Annotated in this window: 13 protein-coding genes and 1 pseudogene; 6 read left to right on the top strand and 8 right to left on the bottom strand. The window is 71.3% G+C overall.

All coding sequences use genetic code 11. The features are described from left to right. Window positions 1-3: 3 nt before the first annotated feature. Window positions 4-243 carry a hypothetical protein gene (locus tag FFT21_RS29490; protein ID WP_137811928.1) on the bottom strand — a complete coding sequence of 80 codons (240 nt, stop codon included), beginning with the start codon at window positions 241-243 and terminating at the stop codon, window positions 4-6. Window positions 244-473: 230 nt separating this feature from the next. On the opposite strand from FFT21_RS29490, the gene FFT21_RS01850 reads away from it, so the two are divergent. Together FFT21_RS01850 and FFT21_RS01845 are read left to right on the top strand one after the other, a co-directional pair. Further along, complete coding sequence (locus tag FFT21_RS01850) at window positions 474-1,310, top strand: helix-turn-helix domain-containing protein (protein WP_225978023.1); 837 nt, start codon at window positions 474-476, stop codon at window positions 1,308-1,310. A gap of 19 nt (window positions 1,311-1,329) precedes the next feature. Then, window positions 1,330-1,536, top strand: coding sequence for a DUF397 domain-containing protein (locus FFT21_RS01845; protein ID WP_192909338.1), 207 nt, complete (start codon window positions 1,330-1,332; stop codon window positions 1,534-1,536). A 22-nt stretch (window positions 1,537-1,558) separates the two neighbouring features. Here the strand turns inward: FFT21_RS01845 and FFT21_RS01840 are convergent, their stop codons facing one another. The 7 genes and pseudogenes from FFT21_RS01840 to FFT21_RS01805 all read right to left on the bottom strand — a co-directional run bounded on the left by FFT21_RS01840 (window position 1,559) and on the right by FFT21_RS01805 (window position 10,998). Continuing rightward, window positions 1,559-1,930, bottom strand: a complete 372-nt coding sequence (locus FFT21_RS01840) for a DoxX family protein (protein ID WP_137811926.1) — start codon at window positions 1,928-1,930, stop codon at window positions 1,559-1,561. Window positions 1,931-2,047: 117 nt separating this feature from the next. Continuing rightward, window positions 2,048-3,301, bottom strand: a complete 1,254-nt coding sequence (gene fmdA, locus FFT21_RS01835) for a formamidase (protein WP_137811925.1) — start codon at window positions 3,299-3,301, stop codon at window positions 2,048-2,050. 49 nt (window positions 3,302-3,350) lie between these two features. Next, on the bottom strand, window positions 3,351-3,995 hold the full coding sequence (locus FFT21_RS01830; protein WP_137811924.1) for an AmiS/UreI family transporter: 645 nt from the start codon (window positions 3,993-3,995) through the stop codon (window positions 3,351-3,353). A 532-nt stretch (window positions 3,996-4,527) separates the two neighbouring features. Further along, entirely contained in the window at window positions 4,528-7,008 is a 2,481-nt protein-coding gene (locus FFT21_RS01820; RefSeq protein ID WP_137811922.1) for a lantibiotic dehydratase, read from the bottom strand. Between the two features lie 366 nt (window positions 7,009-7,374). Continuing rightward, window positions 7,375-7,908 (bottom strand): annotated as a pseudogene (locus tag FFT21_RS29060) (ABC transporter permease); the annotation flags it as partial. Window positions 7,909-7,959: 51 nt separating this feature from the next. Beyond that, window positions 7,960-9,477, bottom strand: coding sequence for a GMC family oxidoreductase (locus tag FFT21_RS01810; RefSeq protein WP_137811920.1), 1,518 nt, complete (start codon window positions 9,475-9,477; stop codon window positions 7,960-7,962). A gap of 36 nt (window positions 9,478-9,513) precedes the next feature. Beyond that, window positions 9,514-10,998 carry an aldehyde dehydrogenase family protein gene (locus FFT21_RS01805; protein ID WP_137811919.1) on the bottom strand — a complete coding sequence of 495 codons (1,485 nt, stop codon included), beginning with the start codon at window positions 10,996-10,998 and terminating at the stop codon, window positions 9,514-9,516. 495 nt (window positions 10,999-11,493) lie between these two features. Between FFT21_RS01805 and FFT21_RS01800 the strand changes: the two genes are divergently transcribed. The 4 genes from FFT21_RS01800 to FFT21_RS01785 all read left to right on the top strand — a co-directional run bounded on the left by FFT21_RS01800 (window position 11,494) and on the right by FFT21_RS01785 (window position 18,933). Then, entirely contained in the window at window positions 11,494-13,041 is a 1,548-nt protein-coding gene (locus tag FFT21_RS01800) for an amino acid permease (RefSeq protein WP_137811918.1), read from the top strand. 68 nt (window positions 13,042-13,109) lie between these two features. Then, window positions 13,110-14,015 (top strand): DUF72 domain-containing protein, encoded by a 906-nt coding sequence (locus tag FFT21_RS01795; protein WP_137811917.1) that lies wholly within the window; start codon window positions 13,110-13,112, stop codon window positions 14,013-14,015. 173 nt (window positions 14,016-14,188) lie between these two features. Next, window positions 14,189-14,851 carry a response regulator gene (locus tag FFT21_RS01790; protein WP_137811916.1) on the top strand — a complete coding sequence of 221 codons (663 nt, stop codon included), beginning with the start codon at window positions 14,189-14,191 and terminating at the stop codon, window positions 14,849-14,851. Continuing rightward, on the top strand, window positions 14,848-18,933 hold the full coding sequence (locus tag FFT21_RS01785; RefSeq protein WP_443093352.1) for a HAMP domain-containing protein: 4,086 nt from the start codon (window positions 14,848-14,850) through the stop codon (window positions 18,931-18,933). Before FFT21_RS01790 ends, FFT21_RS01785 begins: the two co-directional genes overlap by 4 nt. Window positions 18,934-18,998: the final 65 nt, after the last annotated feature.

The following is an 18,998-nucleotide window of genomic DNA, read 5'->3' as shown; positions in this document are numbered from 1 at the left end:
GTCTCAAGTGGACGCCCCAGCGCGGCCACTCGAACCGTCACGCTTCCGGGAACCCGCACTCTTCGGCGGCCAGTCCACGGCCACGGCGGTGACGAACTGGCGCTCGCCGCCGCTCGGCAGCCGGTAGACGCTGACCACCCACCGGCCGGGTAAGGCGCCGACTCGGGGGAGGAAGTCCTCGGCGCAGACCCGGGTGTAGTGCTCGCGCCACTGCTGCCGGGACATCCTGACCGCCGCAGGCACCAGCCCTGGTCGTCCACCACCTCGGTGTACTCGTGCACCTGGGGGCCGTCCGGCATGACCCGGCGGTACTCGATCCGGTGACGGTAGTCGAAAAGCGGCACGTCCGCCTCCGCGTCCTTTGTGGAATGACGTGGCGAAGCGTGCGTGCGGGAGATCGCATGCGGGATCTCCCGCATGTCAACTCCCGCGGCTAGCTTTCGATCAGGACCGTCGGGAGGTGCGGGAACGTGGTGAAGCGGAGCAGACCGACGTTCCGGCAGCGGCAGCTCGGCCGCGAACTGCGCCGGTTACGCGAGCAGGCCGGGCTGTCCCAGGAGAAGGCCGCCACCCTGCTGCGGTACACCGACAGCACGATCAGCCGGATCGAGAACGGCCAGCTCCCGCCGTACCACGGCCTGCGCGCCATGCTCGACCTCTACGGGGTCACCGTCGACCAGTGGGACTGGTACCTCGACCTCTACGACCGCGCCCGGGAAAAGGGCTGGTGGCACGCCTACGGCCTGCTCGACGCCGGATACGTGGGCATGGAGGACGAGGCGTGCCGGGTGCGGGAGTTCCAACTCGGGCTCGTGCCCGGCTTGCTGCAAACCGATGACTACATCCGGGCCGTTTTCGCCGTGTCGCCAACACAGTGGTCGACCGATGCGGTGGAAGTCGGAGTCGCCATTCGGCGGAAGCGGCAGGAACGACTCACCGCCGACCCGCCGCTGGAGTTCCACGCGATCCTCGACGAGACGGTGCTCCACCGACGGCTGCCGGACGTCGAGGCCACCCGGGCGCAGCTTCGGCACATCGCGCGGGCCGCCGGACTGCCCAATGTCACCGTGCAGGTGCTCCCCAGCGACGTGGGACTGCACTACGGCCTCGTCAGCTCGTTCACCATCGTCAGCTTCCCCGACCGGCAGGACCGGGACGTGGTCTACCTCGAACACGTGGCCGGCGCGCTGCACGTGGAGAAGGAATCCGAGGTCGCGAAGTGTAGGCTCGACTTCGACCGCCTCGCGGCGCTCGCGCTCTCCCCGGAGGAGTCCGTCGCGCTGATCGAGCGGGTGGCCGACCAGCGGTGACCGTGACCGAGGGGGCGACATGCCGACCGTGGATCTCGCCGGTGCCCGGTGGCGGAAAAGCAGCCGCACCGCCGGGATGGGGAACGCCAACTGCGTTGAGGTGACGTTTGCCGGGCCGGCGGCGGCGGTGCGTGACTCCAAGAACCCGACAGGCCCGGTGATCGTCGTGCCCGCCTCCGCGTGGCACCGGTTCGTCGCCGCCATCAAACACGGCGCGCTCGGTTGAGCGCGCCACGCTGGGAGGGCGCTCAACCGAGGCCGGCGAACCGGCCGATGGCCACGGTCACCGCCATGGCCAGGATCACCGTGGTGGCCACGACGCTGCGAGGTTCCTTCAGGTACGCGTGCGAGCCGATCGCTCCCACCATGACGACCGCGAACCCGGTCGCGGCGAGCGGGGTGAGCACGGCCGCCGTGTGCGTCAGCCACGGCAGGATGATCCCGACCACGCCGAACAGTTCGCAGACGGCGGTGAACCGGACCAGCGGCAGCGGGAACGGCGCCACCCCGGTCTGGCCCATCGCCACCAGCCGCTCCTTGGGCAGCACCGACTTGCACGCCCCGGAAACGGCGAAGATCGCGGCCAGCAGTGCCTGCAGGATCCACAGCGTCACGTTCATCGTTCGTCCTCCATTCGTGCGGTTCGCGAAGAGGACGAACGGGCCAGCCGGAACGTGACGCGGCGCCCGGGCGGCGGACGCGCCCGGACGCCGCGCGTTTCCCGGCCGGCGACTCGCTCAGGAGGTGACCGCGCACGCGCCGCGGTTGGCCCGGCGCGGGCCCTCCGCGGTAGGCTTCACGTCGAAGTCGAAGATCGCCGTGGGCAGGTACAGCGAGCAGCACGCGTTGGGAATGTCCACGATGCCGCTGATCCGGCCCTCCAGCGGCGCCGACCCGAGCAGCAGGTACGCCTGCTCCGCGGAGAACCCGAACCTGGTCAGGTACTCGACCGCGTTCAGGCAGGCCCGCCGGTACGCCAGGGTGGCGTCCATGTAGTAGTTGGTGTCCGTGTCGTGGTCCACCGAGACACCGATGAACGTGAGGTACTCCGTGTACTGCGGTGCCACGTTGCCCGGCATGAAGACCGGGTTGGTGGTGATCCCGTACCGCTCCATGCCGCCCTTGATGAGGTCGACGTGGAGGTCGATGTAGCCGCCCATCTCGATGGCGCCGCAGAAGGTGATCTCCCCGTCGCCCTGGCTGAAGTGCAGGTCGCCCATGGACAGCTTGGCGTCCTTGACCTGCACCGGGAAGTACACCCGGGAGCCCCGGGTGAGGTTCTTGATGTCCTGGTTGCCGCCGTTCTCCCGGGCGGGCACGGTGCGCGCGCCGCGCGCCCTGATGTCCCGGGCCACGTCACCCTCGGCGGTGCCGGCCAGGGCGTTCTGCTCGTCCGGAGGCAGGCCCAGTGGCGGCACCCGGTCCGGCTCGGTGTCGATGAGCGCCCGCTCCCGGCGGTTCCAGCGGTCCAGCAGCTCGGCCGACGGCGCGGTGCCGATCAGGCCGGGGTGGGTGATGCCGGTGTACCGCACGCCGGGCAGGTGCCGGGAGGTCGCCATCTGCCCGTGGAAGTCCCAGATCGCCTTGTAGGAGTCGGGGAAGTAGTCGGTCAGGAAGCCACCGCCGTTGTTCCGCGCGAACACCCCGGTGTAGCCCCAGCCCTGGCCGGGGGCGTCGCCGGTCGCCTGCCGGCCCTGCACCGGCCCCAGTTCCAGGATGTCCACCACCAGCAGGTCGCCGGGTTCGGCGCGCTCCACGCCGATCGGCCCGCTCAGCATGTGACAGCGGGTCAGGTCGATGTCGCGGACGTCGTTGGCGGAGTTGTCGTTGTGGATCTGCGCGTCCGTCCAGTCCCGGCACTCCACGCGGAACTCCTCGTCCGGCCGCACCATCGCGGCCACCGGAACGTCCGGGTGCCAGCGGTTGTGTCCGGGAACGCTCTGGTCGGTCATCGACCGCTGCTGGTCGACCTCGAAAACCACGTTCGTCATCGCTTTTCTTCCTCCCCACGGTTTTCCGATCATGACGTCGTGTCCACGCTCAACTCCCCGGGGACGGGCTCGTGCGGGTCAGACGCCACCGGCTGGCCGGCGGACCGGTCAGCGGGTAGAGCGCGGCGAACACCACCACGCCGAAGGCGGCCAGGGCGATGGCGCTGACGTAGACGTTCCGCCAGGCGCCGGTCAGCAGCAGAAACGCCGGGATCGCACCGGTCACCCAGCCCTCGATGGCGGTGACCCAGCCCGTGTACCGGGTCAGGCTCTCCTCCTTGAGCCCGAAGACCACGAAGTACAGCGCCCACAGGAACGCCCAGTACAGCCAGATCACCCCGAACGGGCTGTTGCTGAGAATCTTGAAGCTGGCGACCGAGTACCCCACCGCGGCGATCGCCACGAACAGCGAGAAGTAGCCGACCCCCGTCGTGTCGAGGCCAGCCAGGATGCCGATTCCGACGTACAGGTAGGTGAACCCGAACAGATACAGGCCGGACGCCAGTAGAATGGTATTCGACGCCGCGGCGCTGGGTCCCTGGGAACTGATGATGAGATAGGTGGGAGTGATGACCTGAAGGCCCCCCACGAACAGGTTGAACACGGCGGCGGCCTTGGAGTCGACCTTGCCGAGCAACATCATCCCGTTCAGGAACAGAACGGCGCCGACGTAGAGCAGTCCAACGTTTTCCATGGTGACAATCTCCGCGGTGTTCGGCGCGCCTTCCGCGCGGCGAGCTCGGCTAGCCGCGGCGCCGCGGCCGGCGATGCGGAAGCGGTGGCAGCGGTCGACCCGGCGCGGGCGCGGAAACCACCTGCGGAGCCGACCGGCTCGCCTCCTCGCGGTCCCGCAACGCCGCCACCTCGTGTGGCGTCCTGGCCAGCGCGGGCGGTGTGAACAGCCGCCGGCACTCGGCGCCGCATCGTGCGCACGGCACAGTGCTCGGCGCGCTGCCGATCGGCAGGTGTAGATCAAAGGACCCGCATCGCGGACAACGGTATGCGTAGGTGGCCACCGGCGCACCACCCCCCAACAACCCCCAGCGGCGCACGCCGAAATGACCACCCCGGAATCCCGGCGCACGGTCGCTTTCCCGTTACCGTTGAGCGTCCCATCCGCCGATACGCCGGTCAAGCACGCCGGCTCGGTGATATTCGCGCGGCATGCGGAAAAGAATGTTACCTATGCGGGATGCGCACGATTATCGTTTCGTCCTGGTGCGCCGTTATGCGGTGCTTCGGGAGCGCGGGACGGCGTAGCCGGCGGGCGCCGGGATCACGGCCGCGAGGGCGGCGGGATTCTCGGCGAACGGGAAGCGGAACAGCACCTCGGCGGCCACCACGTCGGCGGGGTCGTCGGCCGGGTCGGTCACGCTGTACTGCCCGGGATGCGGCACCATCTCCTCGATCAGCACGTCGCCGCGGCCGCCCACGGCCACCTCGTCGAACACCCGCACCGCGAGCAGGCTCTCCAGGTCGCAGGCCAGCGACCGTGGATCGTCCACGGTGGACACCCGCACCCAGCGGGGCAGGCCGTGGGCGTCACGCAGCCGGGCCAGCGCGCGGGCCTTGGCCAGGTCGTCGGCGTGCGGGTCGCAGAGCGCGGCGCGCGGAAGTCGCCACTGCGCGGGGGAGACCACCAGGTCCCCGGCGACCGCGATCCTCGGCACGAAACTGCGCCCGGGCAGGGCGTGCACCGACTGCCGCAGGTCCGGCGGCCACACCGCGGGCGCACCGGTGTGCCGCAGCACCGCGACCAGCGCGTCCCACGGCGGCGGTGGGGTGCGGGGACCGTGGTAGACGATCCACACCGGTCCCTCCGGCGCCTCCACCACCACCACCCGACCCTCGGCGCGGCGCACCACGAGGTCGTCCAGCGGCACGTACCGGGGCGCGGCCGCGTCCGCACGGTGCACCCCGAGGTCGGGGTCGCCGGTCCAGGCCCGAGCGTGCAGCGGGCCCGCGCAGCCCGGCACGCGCAACTCCACCACCGGCATGCCGGTGCGCCGTTCCAGCCGGCCGAGGAAGGCGCGGTACCAGGCGATATGCGCCACCTCGCCGGACAGCCGGAGCAGCCCACCCGCCACCGGCGCGTCCAGCGAGCCGGCGGGTGACACCGCCGCCAGCGCCCAGCCGCCGTCCCGGCCCAGCGGGCGGACCGCGCAGTCCACCGGCCAGCGAAAGCCGGCGGGCGCGGCGCCGCAGGCGTCGAGCAGGTCGGCGCCGATGTCCAGCACGGCGGCCGAGTCCGCGCGGTCCGCCATGGTGCGCAGCAGCCGGGCGTAACCCGACCCGGGCGTGCACGGCGCCGGCCAGCCGGGCGCGGCCGCGGCGTGCCGCCCGCGACGGGCGCGCGGGGCGGCCAGCACGTCCAGCACCGGGCGCGGCTCGTCGCCGAGGTCGTCGGCGACGGCGCCACGGTCCTCGCCGATCAGCTCGGCCAGCCGCAGCACCTGCGCCACGGCGTGCTCCAGCCGCCGCACCTCGGGCGGGTCGATCCCCCCGGAGGCCCGGCGGAACACCCGGCGGCGGCCACCATGCCGGCCGTCCAGCGCGGGACGCGGCGTGCGGCCCGGCCCACCGAGCCGCTGCCAGCCGATCCACACCGGCCGGGGCGCGGCGGACACCCGCAGCACCCCCGTGTCGGCCAGGTGCGCCACACACTCCCGCAGCATGGCCCGGCCCGCCGCGGTGGCCAGCACGGAGCGTTCCACGTCGGCCAGCCGGAGCGCCCCGCCGCGCAACGCGTCCACCACGGCGGCCACCACGGGCGTCAGCCGCACCCGCCGCTCGGTCAGCCGCTGCGGGTCGGCCGGATCGGCCGCCCACACCCGCAGGTGGTCGCCGTCCACCCGGTGCAGCGGGGCCAGCGCCACCACCACCCCGGCGTCCCGGACGGACCGGGGTGCCCGGGCGTTGGCCACCCACTCCACGGCGATCTCCCCGGTCAACGCCAGGGGACCCGACGCGGGCCGGCCCAGCGACACCAGCGCGGCCTGCCCGGACGCCGGTGCGGTCGCCTCGGCCGCGATCGCCCGCCATAGCCGGTCGCTGCGCTGCCACAGCCGCCGGCCGGTCGCCCCGCTCGCGCGGTCGGCGCCCGTGGCGTGCACGGGCGGCAGCCCCGCCTCGGCGAGCACCCGGCGGCCGGCCGCGAAGCCGCGCAGCAACGCCCACGGCGCGCGCAGCAGCCGTCGCTTCTCGCTGGCCACCGCCTCGCCGGCGCGCCGGTGCACCCGGGCCAGCGCGTCCGCGGCCGCGCCGAGCCGGCGCAGTTCCCTGGCCAGGTCCCGGTCGCAGGCGTCGACCTCGGCGGCCGCGGCCAACCGCAGGCAGTCCGTGACGCCGACCAGCGCGCCCGCCTTGAGCCGCCGGCTCACCTCCACGGCCAGCCGGCGGTCGGCGGAGGTCAGCCGCGGCGCCGGGACCAGGCAGGCGCACAGATGCTCCGCCAGGATCCCGCTCACCCTGCGGTAGGAGGCCTCCTCGGCGTCCAGCCGGCGCAGCAGCGTGAACAGTTCCGGTGCGGCGGCCGACAGCCACAGCCGCGCCGGCAGGCCGGCGGCCCGCAGCACGGCGGTTGACCTCGGCAGCCGGCTCATCGCCACCCGTCGGTGTCCCGGCCGGGCCGCCGCTGCCTCGGCATGCCGAGTCGCGTCATGCCCGAGGTGTCGGTGCTCGGCGGCCGCCTCCTTGAGCCGGCGCACCCGAACGAGTTTCCCGCCACCGGGGCAGCAGGCCCGCACACCATGACACGGCACCGCTGGCCAGGTAGCTGGATAACCTGCTCCGGTGACCACCGAGCTGATCCTGCTGCCGCGGGTGGCCTACCGCGGTCGGGAGATCGCCGGACCCCGGTTGCGTGGCCTGCTCGCGCTGCTCGCCCGCGACCTGCGCGCCGGGTGCGGCACCGCTCGGCTGGTGGACGAGCTGTGGCCGGACGAGCAGCCCGAGAACCCGACGAAGGCGCTGCAGATCCTCGTCTCCCGCGCCCGCGCGCAACTCGGCTCGGACCTCATCGTGCGCACCGCGACCGGCTACCGCCTCGCCCTGGCTGAGCACCAGGTCGACGCGTGCGCCGCGGTGCTGCACGCCTCGGCCACCGCCCGGCACGCCGGCGCCGGCGCGAACGTGATCATCGCGAGCACGCCGATGGCGGCGAGCCAGCCGACCGGCCCCGCGGTGGGCCGGAACCCGACCAGCAGCGCGACCCCGGTGACGATGGCCATACCGAGCAGCGTCTGGATCATGCTGCCGAGCACGTGCCCGGTGAGCACCGACGCCCGGGCGATGGCCATGGTGCGGAACCGGGCGATGATGCCCTCGGTCATGTCCATCGCCACCGAGATCGCCGTGCCCTGCGTCGCGGTGGCCACCGTCATCAGGATGATCCCCGGGACGACGTAGTTGACGTACGCGGCTCGGCCGCCCGCCGGCCCGCCGAGCCCGTTGCCCAGCGTGCCGCCGAAGACGTAGACGAACAGCAGCAGGAAGACCACCGGCATGCCGACGAGCAGCAACGTCATCGACGGGTAGCGCAGCATGTGCCGCAGGGTGCGGCGCAGCATCGTCGCCGAGTCGGTCAGCGCGGCGGAGACGGTTGTCATCGCGCGGCCACCTTCGCGTTGTCGGTCCCGCCGGGCTGAGGCCCGAAGGCCTCAGCCGCGGATGAGGTCAGCAGCGCGCTCGCCGATCATCAGGACGGTGACCATCGGGTTCACCGTGGTGATGCTCGGGAAGATCGACCCGTCGACCACGCGCAGCCCGTCGACGCCGCGCACCCGCAACTCCGGGTCGACCACGGCGGTCGGGTCGTCGGCCGCGCCCATCTTGCAGGTGCCCAGCGGGTGGTAGACGGTGTGCGCGGCCCGCCGGCCGTACTCGGACAGCGCCTCGTCGCTGGTCACGTCCAGCCCCGGCGCCACCTCGCGGACCAGCCACGACTTCAGCGGCTCCTGCGCGGCCACCTGGCGGGCGATCCGCAGACCGTCCACAATGGTCTGTTCGTCGTAGCCGTCCGGGTCGGTGAAGTAGCGGAAGTCCAGCGCGGGCTTCTCCGCCGGGTCGGCGCTGCGCAGCCACAGCCGGCCGCGGCTGCGCGAGTGGGGGATGTTCGGCGTCATGCACACGCCGTGCTCGATCGCCGGGTAGCCCAGCCGCTCGGTGTTCCAGGAGAACGGCACCTGGTAGAAGTGGAACATCAGGTCGGGTCGGGGGTCGGACGTGTCGCGGCGGACGAACAGCCCGGCGTCCGAGTCCATCACCGAGTTCTTCGGGATCGGCCCGTCCGTCTCCCAGATGATCACGGACTCGGGGTGGTCGATCAGGTTCTCCCCGACGCCGGGCAGATCGGCCACCACGTCGATGCCGAGCCGGCGCAGGTCGTCGGCGCCGCCGACGCCGGAGAGCAGCAGCAGCCGGGGGCTGTCCACCGCGCCCGCGCACACCAGCACCTCGCGCTCGGCGTACACCTCGCCGGTGGTGCCGTCCGGGCGGCGGACGCGGACGCCGCGGGCGCGCGGGCCGGCGCCGATGATGATCTGGCCGACCCAGGTCTCCAGCATCAGTTCCAGGTTCGGCCGGTCCAGGATGGGGTGCAGGTAGGCCACCGAGGACGACGACCGGTAGCCGGTCTCCGGGTCGTAGGCGACGGAGAAGAACCCGGCGCCGTCGGTGAACGGCTTGGCGTTGAAGTCGCTGATCTCCGGCACGCCCAGCGCGGCGGTGGCGGCGGTGACGAAGTCCCGGGCGATCGGGTTCCGGTCCTTCGCCGCCACCGGGACGATGTTGTTCTGCAGCCGGTCGAAGTACGGCAGGATGGTCGCGGCGTCCCAGCCGGTGCAGCCGGCCGCCGCCCAGGCGTCCAGGTCACCGGGCAGCGGCGCGAAGCTGATCAGCGTGTTGTGCGAGGAGCAGCCGCCGAGCACCCGCGCCCGGGAGTGCCGGATGAACGAGTTGCCCCGGGGCTGCTCGACGGTGGGGTAGTCGTAGTCCAGCTCCGAGCCGAGCAGGTTGATCCAGTTCCGCAGCTCCAGCACGCGCCGGTCGCCGACGTCGCTGGGCCCGCCCTCGATCACGCAGACCCGGCAGTCCGGGTCCTCGGACAGCCGGGCGGCGAGCACCGCTCCCGCGGTGCCGCCACCGACGATCACGTAGTCGTATGCCTGCTCGGACATGCTGCTCCCTACATCCGCGATGTCACGCGCCATCGGTCACCTACCGGTGAGGTCGCGGGCGAACCAGTGCTGCGGCCTGGGGGCGAGGTTCCGGTAGACGTGCCGCGGCTCGCAGTACTCGTGCAACCCGGTCGGCCCCAGCTCGCGGCCGATGCCGGAGCGCTTGAACCCGCCCCACTCCGCCTGCGGCAGGTAGGGGCCGAAGTCGTTGATCCACACCGTGCCGTGGCGCAGCCGGGCGGCGACCCGCTCGGCCTTGTCCCCTTCGCCGCTCCACACCGCGCCGGCCAGCCCGTAGTCGGTGTCGTTGCCCAGCTCCACCGCCTCGTCCTCGGAGCGGAACCGCTCCGCGGTGATGATCGGGCCGAAGGTCTCGTCCCGCACCACGGTCATCTCCCGGGTGCAGTCGGCGAACACCGTGGGGCGGAAGAAGAACCCGTCGCGCAACTCCTTCTCGTCCGGGCGGTGCCCGCCGGCGAGCAGCCGGGCGCCCTCCCGCTGCCCGATCTCGGCGTACCGCTGCACCTTGGCCAGGTGCTCGGCGGAGACCAGCGGGCCGCTCTCGGTGTCCTCGTCGAGGCCGTTGCCCAGCCGCACCGCGTCGGCGCGCCGGGCGATCTCGGTGACGAAGTCGTCGTAGATCCGGTCCTCGACGATCAGCCGGGTGCCCGCCGAGCAGACCTGGCCGCCGTGCAGGAAGGCCGCGATCAGCGCGTAGTCGATCGCGGTCTCCAGGTCCGCGTCCGCGAAGACGATGTTCGGGTTCTTCCCGCCCAGTTCCAGGGCGACCTTCTTGACCGCCTCGCCGGCGGTGCGGGCGATCCACCGGCCGGTGGCCAGGCTGCCGGTGAACGACACCAGGTCGACGTCGGGGTGCTCGACCAGCGGCGCGCCCACCGCCTTGCCGGTGCCCAGCACCAGGTTGGCCACGCCCGCCGGCAGGCCGGCCTCCGCCAGCAGCTCGAACAGCTTGATCGTGGTCAGCGGGGTGATCTCGCTGGGCTTGGCGACCAGGCTGTTGCCGGCGGCCAGCGCCGGCGCGACCTTCCAGCAGATCTGCAGCAGCGGGTAGTTCCAGGGCGCGATCATCGCGCACACCCCGACCGGTTCGTGGTCGATCCGGCTGACCACGCCGGGCTGGCCGGTGTCCACCCGCCTCGGCCGCAACGCATCGATGGTGCCGGCGTAGTAGCGGAACACCGCGGTCACGTCGTCCACGTCGACCCGGCTCTCCACCAGCGTCTTGCCGGTGTCCAGGGTCTCCGTGCGGGCGATCTCCTCCTTGTCCCGCTGCAGCAGGTCAGCGACCCGGTTCAGCAGCGCGGCCCGCTCGGCGAGCGTGCTGCGTGACCACCGGCCGCCGGTGAACGCGGCCCGCGCGGCCCGCACCGCCCGGTCGACGTCCTCCTCCGCGCCCTCGGCGACCTCCGCGACCGTGCTCTGGTCGAACGGGTTGATGATCGAGCGCTTCGCGCCGGTCGCCGCCTCGCACCAGGATCCGTCGATGAACAGCCGCGTCAACGCCCCGGTCGCCTCCTCGTCACCTCGCCGGCATCGCCTGCCCGGCCCACTTTCTCGTTTCGGAAGCAACACGCTGGCCGGGCCGGGACCGCCGTGTCAAGTTCGGCGCTCCTGATCGCCGAACCCGCGCCGACCGGCCGCCGGTCCGCGTCTGGAGTGATCAGCCGCATTGATCCGCGGCGCCGGCGGTCGCCTCGGGGAGCCGGAGTGCGAGAAGAACCACGAACATCGGGCCGGTGAATGCGGTGTGAATCACCGCGGAACCGGGGGCAGCTTGACTGCATCGTTTCCGCCGGGGACTCTGTTACGGCCCTCGCGACCGTCCACTCGCTACCGGAGGAGGAGTCCCGACCTCGACCAGGCCAAAACTCCCACGCAGCGACCACTGTCCACAGAGGACGAACAAGTCCCCGGGGTCGCCCGTCCCGGCCGTCGGTCACGAGCCGACCGGGGGCGGCCGGGTGCACGTTCTCGTCTTGCACGCCAGGAGGAACGATGGCGGAACAGGCAACCGACAGCCGCGAGCTCGCGAGGTTCGGTTACCGGCAGGAACTCGACCGCTCGCTCGGCAGGTTCTCCTCCTTCGCCGCCGGGTTCAGCTACATCTCCATCCTGACCGGCGTCTTCCAGCTCTTCTTCTTCGGCTTCTCGTCGGGCGGTCCGGCGTTCTTCTGGACCTGGCCCACCGTGCTGGTCGGCCAGTTACTGGTGGCGCTGTGCTTCGCCGAACTCGCCGGGCAGTTCCCGCTCGCCGGCTCCGTGTACCAGTGGTCCAAGCAGATCGCCCGCCCGTTCACGTCCTGGATGGCCGGCTGGATCATGCTGGTCGGCTCGGTGGTCACCATCGCCGCGGTCGCCGTGGCCTACCAGGTGATCCTTCCGCAGATCTCGGAGAAGTTCCAGATCGTCGGCGGCCCCTCCGACGTCGGCGTGGTCAGCACCCCGGACGGCGCGAAGAACGCGGTGATCCTCGCCCTCGGCCTGCTGGTGTTCACCACCGTGGTGAACATGATCGGCGTGCGGCTGATGGCCTACATCAACAACTTCGGCGTCGCCATCGAACTGGTCGGCGTGACCCTGCTGATCGTGCTGCTCGCGGTGCACTCGGTGCGCGGCCCCGGCATCGTGACGCAGACCTTCGGCACCGGTGACACCCACCCCGCCGGATACCTGGGCGCGTTCCTGGTGGCCGGGCTGATGAGCGCCTACGTCCTGTACGGCTTCGACACCGCCGGGTCGCTGGCCGAGGAGACCCACGAGCCGCGCCGGCACGCGCCGCCGGCGATCATCCGCGCGCTGCTGGCCGCCGGGTTGGCCGGTGGCCTGGTGCTGCTGTTCGCGCTGATGGCCGTGCCGAACGTGCACGCCCAGGAGATCGCCACGTCCGGGCTGCCCTACATCGTCAAGTCCACCCTGGGCGACGGGCTCGGTGACGCGTTCCTGACCTGCTCGGCGATCGCCATCACGGTGTGCTGCCTGGCCTGCCACACCGGCGGCATCCGGATGATGTTCGCCATGGGCCGGGACAACCGGCTGCCCTTCGGGCCGGCGCTGGCCAGGGTGTCGGAGAAGTCCAAGACCCCGGTGGTGCCCGCGGTGATCATCGGCGTGATCGGGATCGGCCTGCTGCTGGTCAACATCGGCAACCAGCGGGTGTTCTTCGTGCTCACCTCGGTCGCGATCATCCTGTTCTACCTCGCTTACCTGTGCGTCACCGGGCCGCTGCTGCTCGCCCGGCTGACCGGGCGGTGGCCGCGGCCGGACCACGGGCCGCACTTCTCGCTGGGCCGCTGGGGGCTGCCGGTCAACCTGCTCGCGGTGGCCTACCAGGTGGTGGCGCTGGTGAACCTGGCGTGGCCGCGGCCGGACGTGTACGGCGGCGACCACTGGTACTACCAGTGTGGCGCCTTCGTGTTCTGTGGCGCGTTCGGCGTCCTCGGCGGCGCGTACTACCTGCTGTTCCAGCGCGGCCGGGCAGGGCAGTTCGGCCCGGCCGGCGGGGTGCCGGACGAGGCCGGGCTGGCCGCCGCACCCAAGGGCTGAGCGCGGCGCGGCGACCCGGCCGTGCCGCCGGGTCGCCGCGCCACCGGCCCGCTCCTACCGTGGGTGGCGTGGGCCGGATTCTGGTGGGCACCGCGTCGTGGACGGACAGGACGCTGCTGGCCTCGGGCTGGTACCCGCGCGAGGTGAACACCGCCGAGCAGCGGCTGGCCTACTACGCGTCGCGGTTCCCGCTGGTCGAGGTGGACTCGACGTACTACTCGCCGCCCGCCGAGCAGGCCGTGCTCGCCTGGCGCGACCGCACCCCCGCCGAGTTCACCTTCAACATCAAGGCGTTCTCGCTGCTCACCCAGCACCCCACCCGGCCGGCCAGCATGTACCGGGACCTGCGCCCGGCCGTCGAGGAGGCGGCGCGCGGCAGGAAGAACGTCTACCTCCGCGACCTCGACCGCGCCGTGGTGGACGCGGTGTGGGAGCGGTTCGTGGCCGCACTGCGACCGCTGCACGAGGCGGGCAAGCTCGGCGCGGTGCTGTTCCAGTTCCCGCAGTGGTTCCCGATCAGCGCCGCGAACAAGCGCTACATCCTGGACTGCCGGGACCGGTGCGCGCCCATCCCGATCTGCGTGGAGTTCCGCAACCACACCTGGATGCGCGACGGCAACGAGTCGGAGACCCTGGACTTCCTCACCCGCCACGAGGTGCCCTACGTGTGCGTGGACATGCCGCAGGGCTACCCGAGTTCGATCCCGCCGACCCTGGCGGCCACCGGCGAGCCGGCCGTGGTGCGCTTCCACGGGCACTCGGAGAAATGGCAGAGCAAGAACATCTACGAGCGGTTCGGCTACCTGTACTCCGGGGAGGAAATGGCCGGATGGGCGGAGAAGCTGCGCGAGCTGTCCGGCCGGGCGGCCACCACGCACGCCCTGCTCAACAACTGCTACCGGGACTACGCGCAGACCAACGCTCAGCAACTCGCCGACCTGCTCGCCGCCGACCACTCGGTTACCGGTAGCTGAACACCAGCCAACGGCGGGCAAACAGGAACCTCGACACCCAGGGCAAAGGACCTTCGGCCCTAGGCCGGAGGACTTCCTGCCATGTTCGGTGACCGCAACGCGACGCTTCGGCCGTTCGGCGGCGCATTGTGAGTTCCGAGCCGCTGGCCACACCGACGAAGGTGAGCATATCTATGGCGACCAGGGTCTTCCTGATCGACGACCACGAGGTGGTTCGGCTGGGTATCACCGACCTGGTGGACACCGAACCCGATCTGCGCGTGGTGGGCGGGGCGTCCACCGTCGCGGAAGCGCTGGACAAGGTACCGACCGCGGAGGCGGACGTGGCCGTGATCGACGTCCGGCTGCCCGACGGCAACGGCGTGGAACTGTGCCGTGACCTGCGCTCCCAGATCCCCGACCTGCGCTGCCTCATCCTGACCTCGTTCGACGACGACGAGGCGCTGTTCGACGCGATCATGGCCGGCGCCTCCGGCTTCGTGCTCAAGCAGGTGGTCGGTTCCGAGTTGGTGGCCTCGATCCGCGCGGTGGGCGCCGGCGAGTCGCTGCTGGACCGCGGCATGGTGTCGCTGCTGCTCAACCGGCTGCGCCGGCAGCAGGAACGGGCGGACCCGCTGGGCAGGCTCAGCGAGCAGGAACGGCAGATCCTCGAGCTGATCACCGAGGGGATGACCAACCGGGAGATCGCCACCCGGCTGCACCTGTCCGAGAAGACGGTGAAGAACTACGTGTCCTTCCTGCTCAGCAAGCTGAGCATGCGCAGCCGTATCCAGGCCGCCGTGTTCGCGACCGAGCTGCGACTGCACCGTGACTCATCGGAGGAGCAGTCCCGTTGACCACGCGAGCGGAAACTCCGAGGGACGAATCGGCCGTCGACGCGGAGGTACTGAGGCGATTGCTGGCCGGCATGCGCGACCTGCGCGACGGCAACTTCCGCCGGCGGCTCGTGGTCGCCGGCGGTGGTCTGTCCGCCGAGCTGGCCACCGTGTTCAACGAGCTGGCCGACCGGAACCAGCGGCTGGTCAGCGAGATGGACCGGGTGCGCACCGCGGTCGGCCGCAACGAGCAGCTTGACGAGCGGGTTGAACTCGACGGTGCCGGGGACGGCTGGTCCACCGCCGCGGCCGCGATGAACGGGCTGATCGAGGACCTGGTCCGGCCCACCACCGAGCTGAGCCGGGTGCTCGCTGCGGTCGCCGAGGGTGACCTGTCCCGGCGCATGCCCGGCCCGCCCAGCGGGGTCCGGCCGGACAGCAAGTTCGCCGGCCTCAGCACCACGGTCAACTCGCTGCTGGACCGGCTGTCGGTGTTCGCCGACGAGGTGACCCGGGTGGCGCGCGAGGTGGGTACCGAGGGTCGGTTGGGTGGTCAGGCCGAGGTGCCGGGCGTCGCGGGGACGTGGCGGGATCTGACCGATTCGGTGAACTCGATGGCCGGCAACCTGACCAGCCAGGTGCGCAGCATCGCCGCGGTGGCCACCGCGGTCGCCCGGGGCGACCTGACGCAGAAGATCGACGTGGACGCCCGGGGCGAGATCCTGGAGTTGAAGAACACCCTGAACACGATGGTGGATCAGCTGTCGGGGTTCGCCGACGAGGTGACCCGGGTGGCGCGCGAGGTGGGTACCGAGGGTCGGTTGGGTGGTCAGGCCGAGGTGCCGGGCGTCGCGGGGACGTGGCGGGATCTGACCGACTCCGTCAACTTCATGGCGAATAACCTCACCAACCAGGTGCGCAGCATCGCGACGGTGGCCACGGCGGTGGCGCGGGGGGATCTGAGCCAGAAGATCAAGGTCGATGCTCGCGGGGAGATCCTGGAGCTGAAGACGACGCTGAACACGATGGTGGATCAGCTCTCAGGGTTCGCCGACGAGGTGACCCGCGTCGCGCGCGAGGTGGGCACCGAGGGCATCCTCGGCGGCCAGGCCAAGGTGCCCGGCGTGGCCGGTACCTGGCGGGATCTGACCGACTCGGTCAACTTCATGGCCGGCAACCTGACCAGCCAGGTGCGCAGCATCGCGACGGTGGCCACGGCGGTGGCGCGGGGGGATCTGAGCCAGAAGATCAGCGTCGATGCTCGCGGGGAGATCCTGGAGCTGAAGACGACGCTGAACACGATGGTGGATCAGCTCTCGGCGTTCGCCGACGAGGTCACCCGCGTCGCGCGCGAGGTGGGTACCGAGGGCCGGCTGGGCGGCCAGGCCCAGGTCCGCGGCATCGGCGGCACCTGGAAGGACCTCACCGTCAACGTCAACGTGATGGCGGAGAACCTGACCAGCCAGGTGCGCAGCATCGCCACGGTGGCCACCGCGGTCGCCGGTGGCGACCTGTCCAAGAAGATCACCGTCGAGGCCAAGGGCGAGGTCGCCGCGCTCGCCCAGTCCATCAACAGCATGGTGGACACGCTGCGCGCGTTCGCCGACGAGGTGACGCGAGTGGCGCGCGAGGTGGGCACCGAGGGCATCCTCGGCGGCCAGGCCCGGGTCGGCAACGTGGCCGGTACCTGGCGGGATCTGACCGACTCGGTGAACTCCATGGCCGGCAACCTCACCAGTCAGGTCCGCAACATCGCGCTGGTCGCCTCGGCGATCGCCCAGGGCGACCTGTCCAAGAAGATCGACGTGGACGCCCGGGGCGAGATCCTGGAGCTGAAGACCACCATCAACACCACCGTCGACCGGCTCTCCGCGTTCGCCTCCGAGGTCACCCGCGTGGCCCGCGAGGTGGGCACCGAGGGCAAGCTCGGCGGGCAGGCCGAGGTGGAGGGCGTCTCCGGCACCTGGCAGCGGCTCACCGAGAGCGTCAACCGGCTCGCCGGGAACCTGACCACCCAGGTCCGCGCGATCGCCGCGGTGGCCACCGCGGTGGCCCGGGGCGACCTGACGCAGAAGATCGGCGTGGACGCCCGCGGCGAGATCCTGGAACTGAAGAACAACATCAACCAGATGATCGCCAACCTGGAGGAGACCACCCGCTCCAACCTGGAACAGGACTGGCTGAAGACCAACCTGGCGCGCATCTCCGCGCTCATGCAGGGCCACCGCGATCTGGCCGCCGTGGCCTCGCTGATCCTCAGCGAACTGGTGCCGCTGGTCTCCGCCCAGCAGGGCGCGTTCTTCCTGGCGCAGGCCGAGGCGGACGGCGAGGTGGTGCTGGAACGGGTCGCCGGGTACGGCTGCCGCCCGACCGAGGAGCCGGTGCGGTTCCGCCGCGGCGAGTCCCTGGTCGGCCAGGCCGCCCTGGACAAGAAGACGATCGTGGTCACCGACGCGCCGCCCGGCTACCTCACGGTGTCCTCCGGGCTGGGCTCGGCCGCGCCGGTGAACGTGATCGTGCTGCCGGTGCTGTTCGAGAGCGAGGCGCTCGGCGTGCTCGAACTGGCGTCGATGAACAGGTTCACCGGCGTGCACCTGGACCTGCTGGAGCAACTGAAACGCAACATCGGCGTCAACCTCAACACGATCATGGCGAACGCCCGCACCGAGGCGCTGCTCGCCGAGTCCCAGCGGCTGGCGCACGAGCTGCGCGCCCGCTCCGAGCAGTTGCAGGCCCAGCAGGACGAGCTGCAACGCTCCAACACCGAGCTGGCCGAGAAGGCAGCGCTGCTGGCCAGGCAGAACCGGGACATCGAGATCAAGAACACGGAGATCGAGCAGGCCAGGGCGGAGCTGGAGGAGCGGGCCCGGCAGCTCTCCGCCGCCTCGATGTACAAGTCGCAGTTCATGGCGAACATGTCGCACGAGCTGCGCACCCCGCTGAACAGCGCGCTCATCCTGGCCAAGCTGCTCGCCGACAACCTGGAGGGCAACCTCAGCGCGAAGCAGATCGAGTACGCCAAAACCATCTACTCCGCCGGTAGCGACCTGCTGCAGCTCATCAACGACATCCTCGACCTGGCCAAGGTGGAGGCCGGGCACATGGAGCTGCAGCCGACCTGCGTCCGGCTGGAGGAACTGGTCAGCTACGTCGAGACGCTGTGCCGGCCGCTGGTCGCAGAGAAGGGACTCGACTTCGCGGTGTGCGTCGCGCCGGACGTGCCGCCGAGCCTGGAGACCGACGGCCACCGGCTCCAGCAGGTCCTGCGCAACCTGCTCTCCAACGCGGTCAAGTTCACCAGCGAGGGCGGCGTCCGGATGGAGATCAGTCTCGCCGACGGCGCCGGGCCCGCCGCGGCCGGCTGGATCGCGTTCGCCGTGCGGGACACCGGCATCGGCATCCCCGCCGACAAGCTCTCGGTGATCTTCGAGGCGTTCCAGCAGGCCGACGGCACCACCAACCGCCGCTACGGCGGCACCGGGCTGGGCCTCACCATCAGCCGGGAGCTGACCCGGGTGCTCGGTGGGGAACTCCACGTCAGCAGCGAGCCGGGAGTGGGCAGCACCTTCACCCTCTACCTACCGCTGCAGCAGCCGGAGATGGCGGGGCTCACCTCCGCTGACGCCGAACCGCTGGCCCTGGAGGCGGCCGGCGACACCCCGTTCGTCGAGGTGACGGACGCATCGGAGTCCTCGGAGACCCGGCAGCTGCGGTTCGACGGCGAGAAGGTGCTCATCGTCGACGACGACCAGCGCAACGTGTTCGCCGTGTCCATCCTGCTGGAGCGGCACGGGCTGACCGTGGTGCACGCGGAGAGCGGACCGGCGGGGATCGAGGCGCTGCGCCGGGACCCGGAGATCGCCCTGGTGCTGATGGACGTGATGCTGCCCGGAATGGACGGTCACGCCACCACGGCGGAGATCCGCACCATGCCCGACCACGCCGATCTCCCGATCATCGCGGTGACCGCGAAGGCGATGAAGGGCGACCGGGAGAAGAGCCTCGCCGCGGGCGCCACCGACTACGTCACCAAGCCGGTGGACGTCGACCACCTGCTCCGGCTCATCGCGACCCACCTGGGCGCGCACCCGGTGCGGTCCTGAACACGTGTTCGGCGGGTGCCCCGGAATCCCGGCGCACCCGCCGAACACGGGGGACGAGCCGAGAG

Source organism: Gandjariella thermophila (assembly GCF_005405885.1).
Lineage (GTDB): Bacteria > Actinomycetota > Actinomycetes > Mycobacteriales > Pseudonocardiaceae > Gandjariella > Gandjariella thermophila.
This window is presented reverse-complemented; position numbering and strand designations above follow the sequence as displayed.

Coding starts and splice junctions, on each gene's coding strand:
- FFT21_RS01845 (WP_192909338.1), top strand. CDS start 1,330: ATGCCGACCGTGGATCTCGCCGGTGCCCGGTGGCGGAAAAGCAGCCGC.
- FFT21_RS01840 (WP_137811926.1), bottom strand. CDS start 1,930: ATGAACGTGACGCTGTGGATCCTGCAGGCACTGCTGGCCGCGATCTTC.
- fmdA (WP_137811925.1), bottom strand. CDS start 3,301: ATGACGAACGTGGTTTTCGAGGTCGACCAGCAGCGGTCGATGACCGAC.
- FFT21_RS01830 (WP_137811924.1), bottom strand. CDS start 3,995: ATGGAAAACGTTGGACTGCTCTACGTCGGCGCCGTTCTGTTCCTGAAC.
- FFT21_RS01810 (WP_137811920.1), bottom strand. CDS start 9,477: ATGTCCGAGCAGGCATACGACTACGTGATCGTCGGTGGCGGCACCGCG.
- FFT21_RS01800 (WP_137811918.1), top strand. CDS start 11,494: ATGGCGGAACAGGCAACCGACAGCCGCGAGCTCGCGAGGTTCGGTTAC.
- FFT21_RS01790 (WP_137811916.1), top strand. CDS start 14,189: ATGGCGACCAGGGTCTTCCTGATCGACGACCACGAGGTGGTTCGGCTG.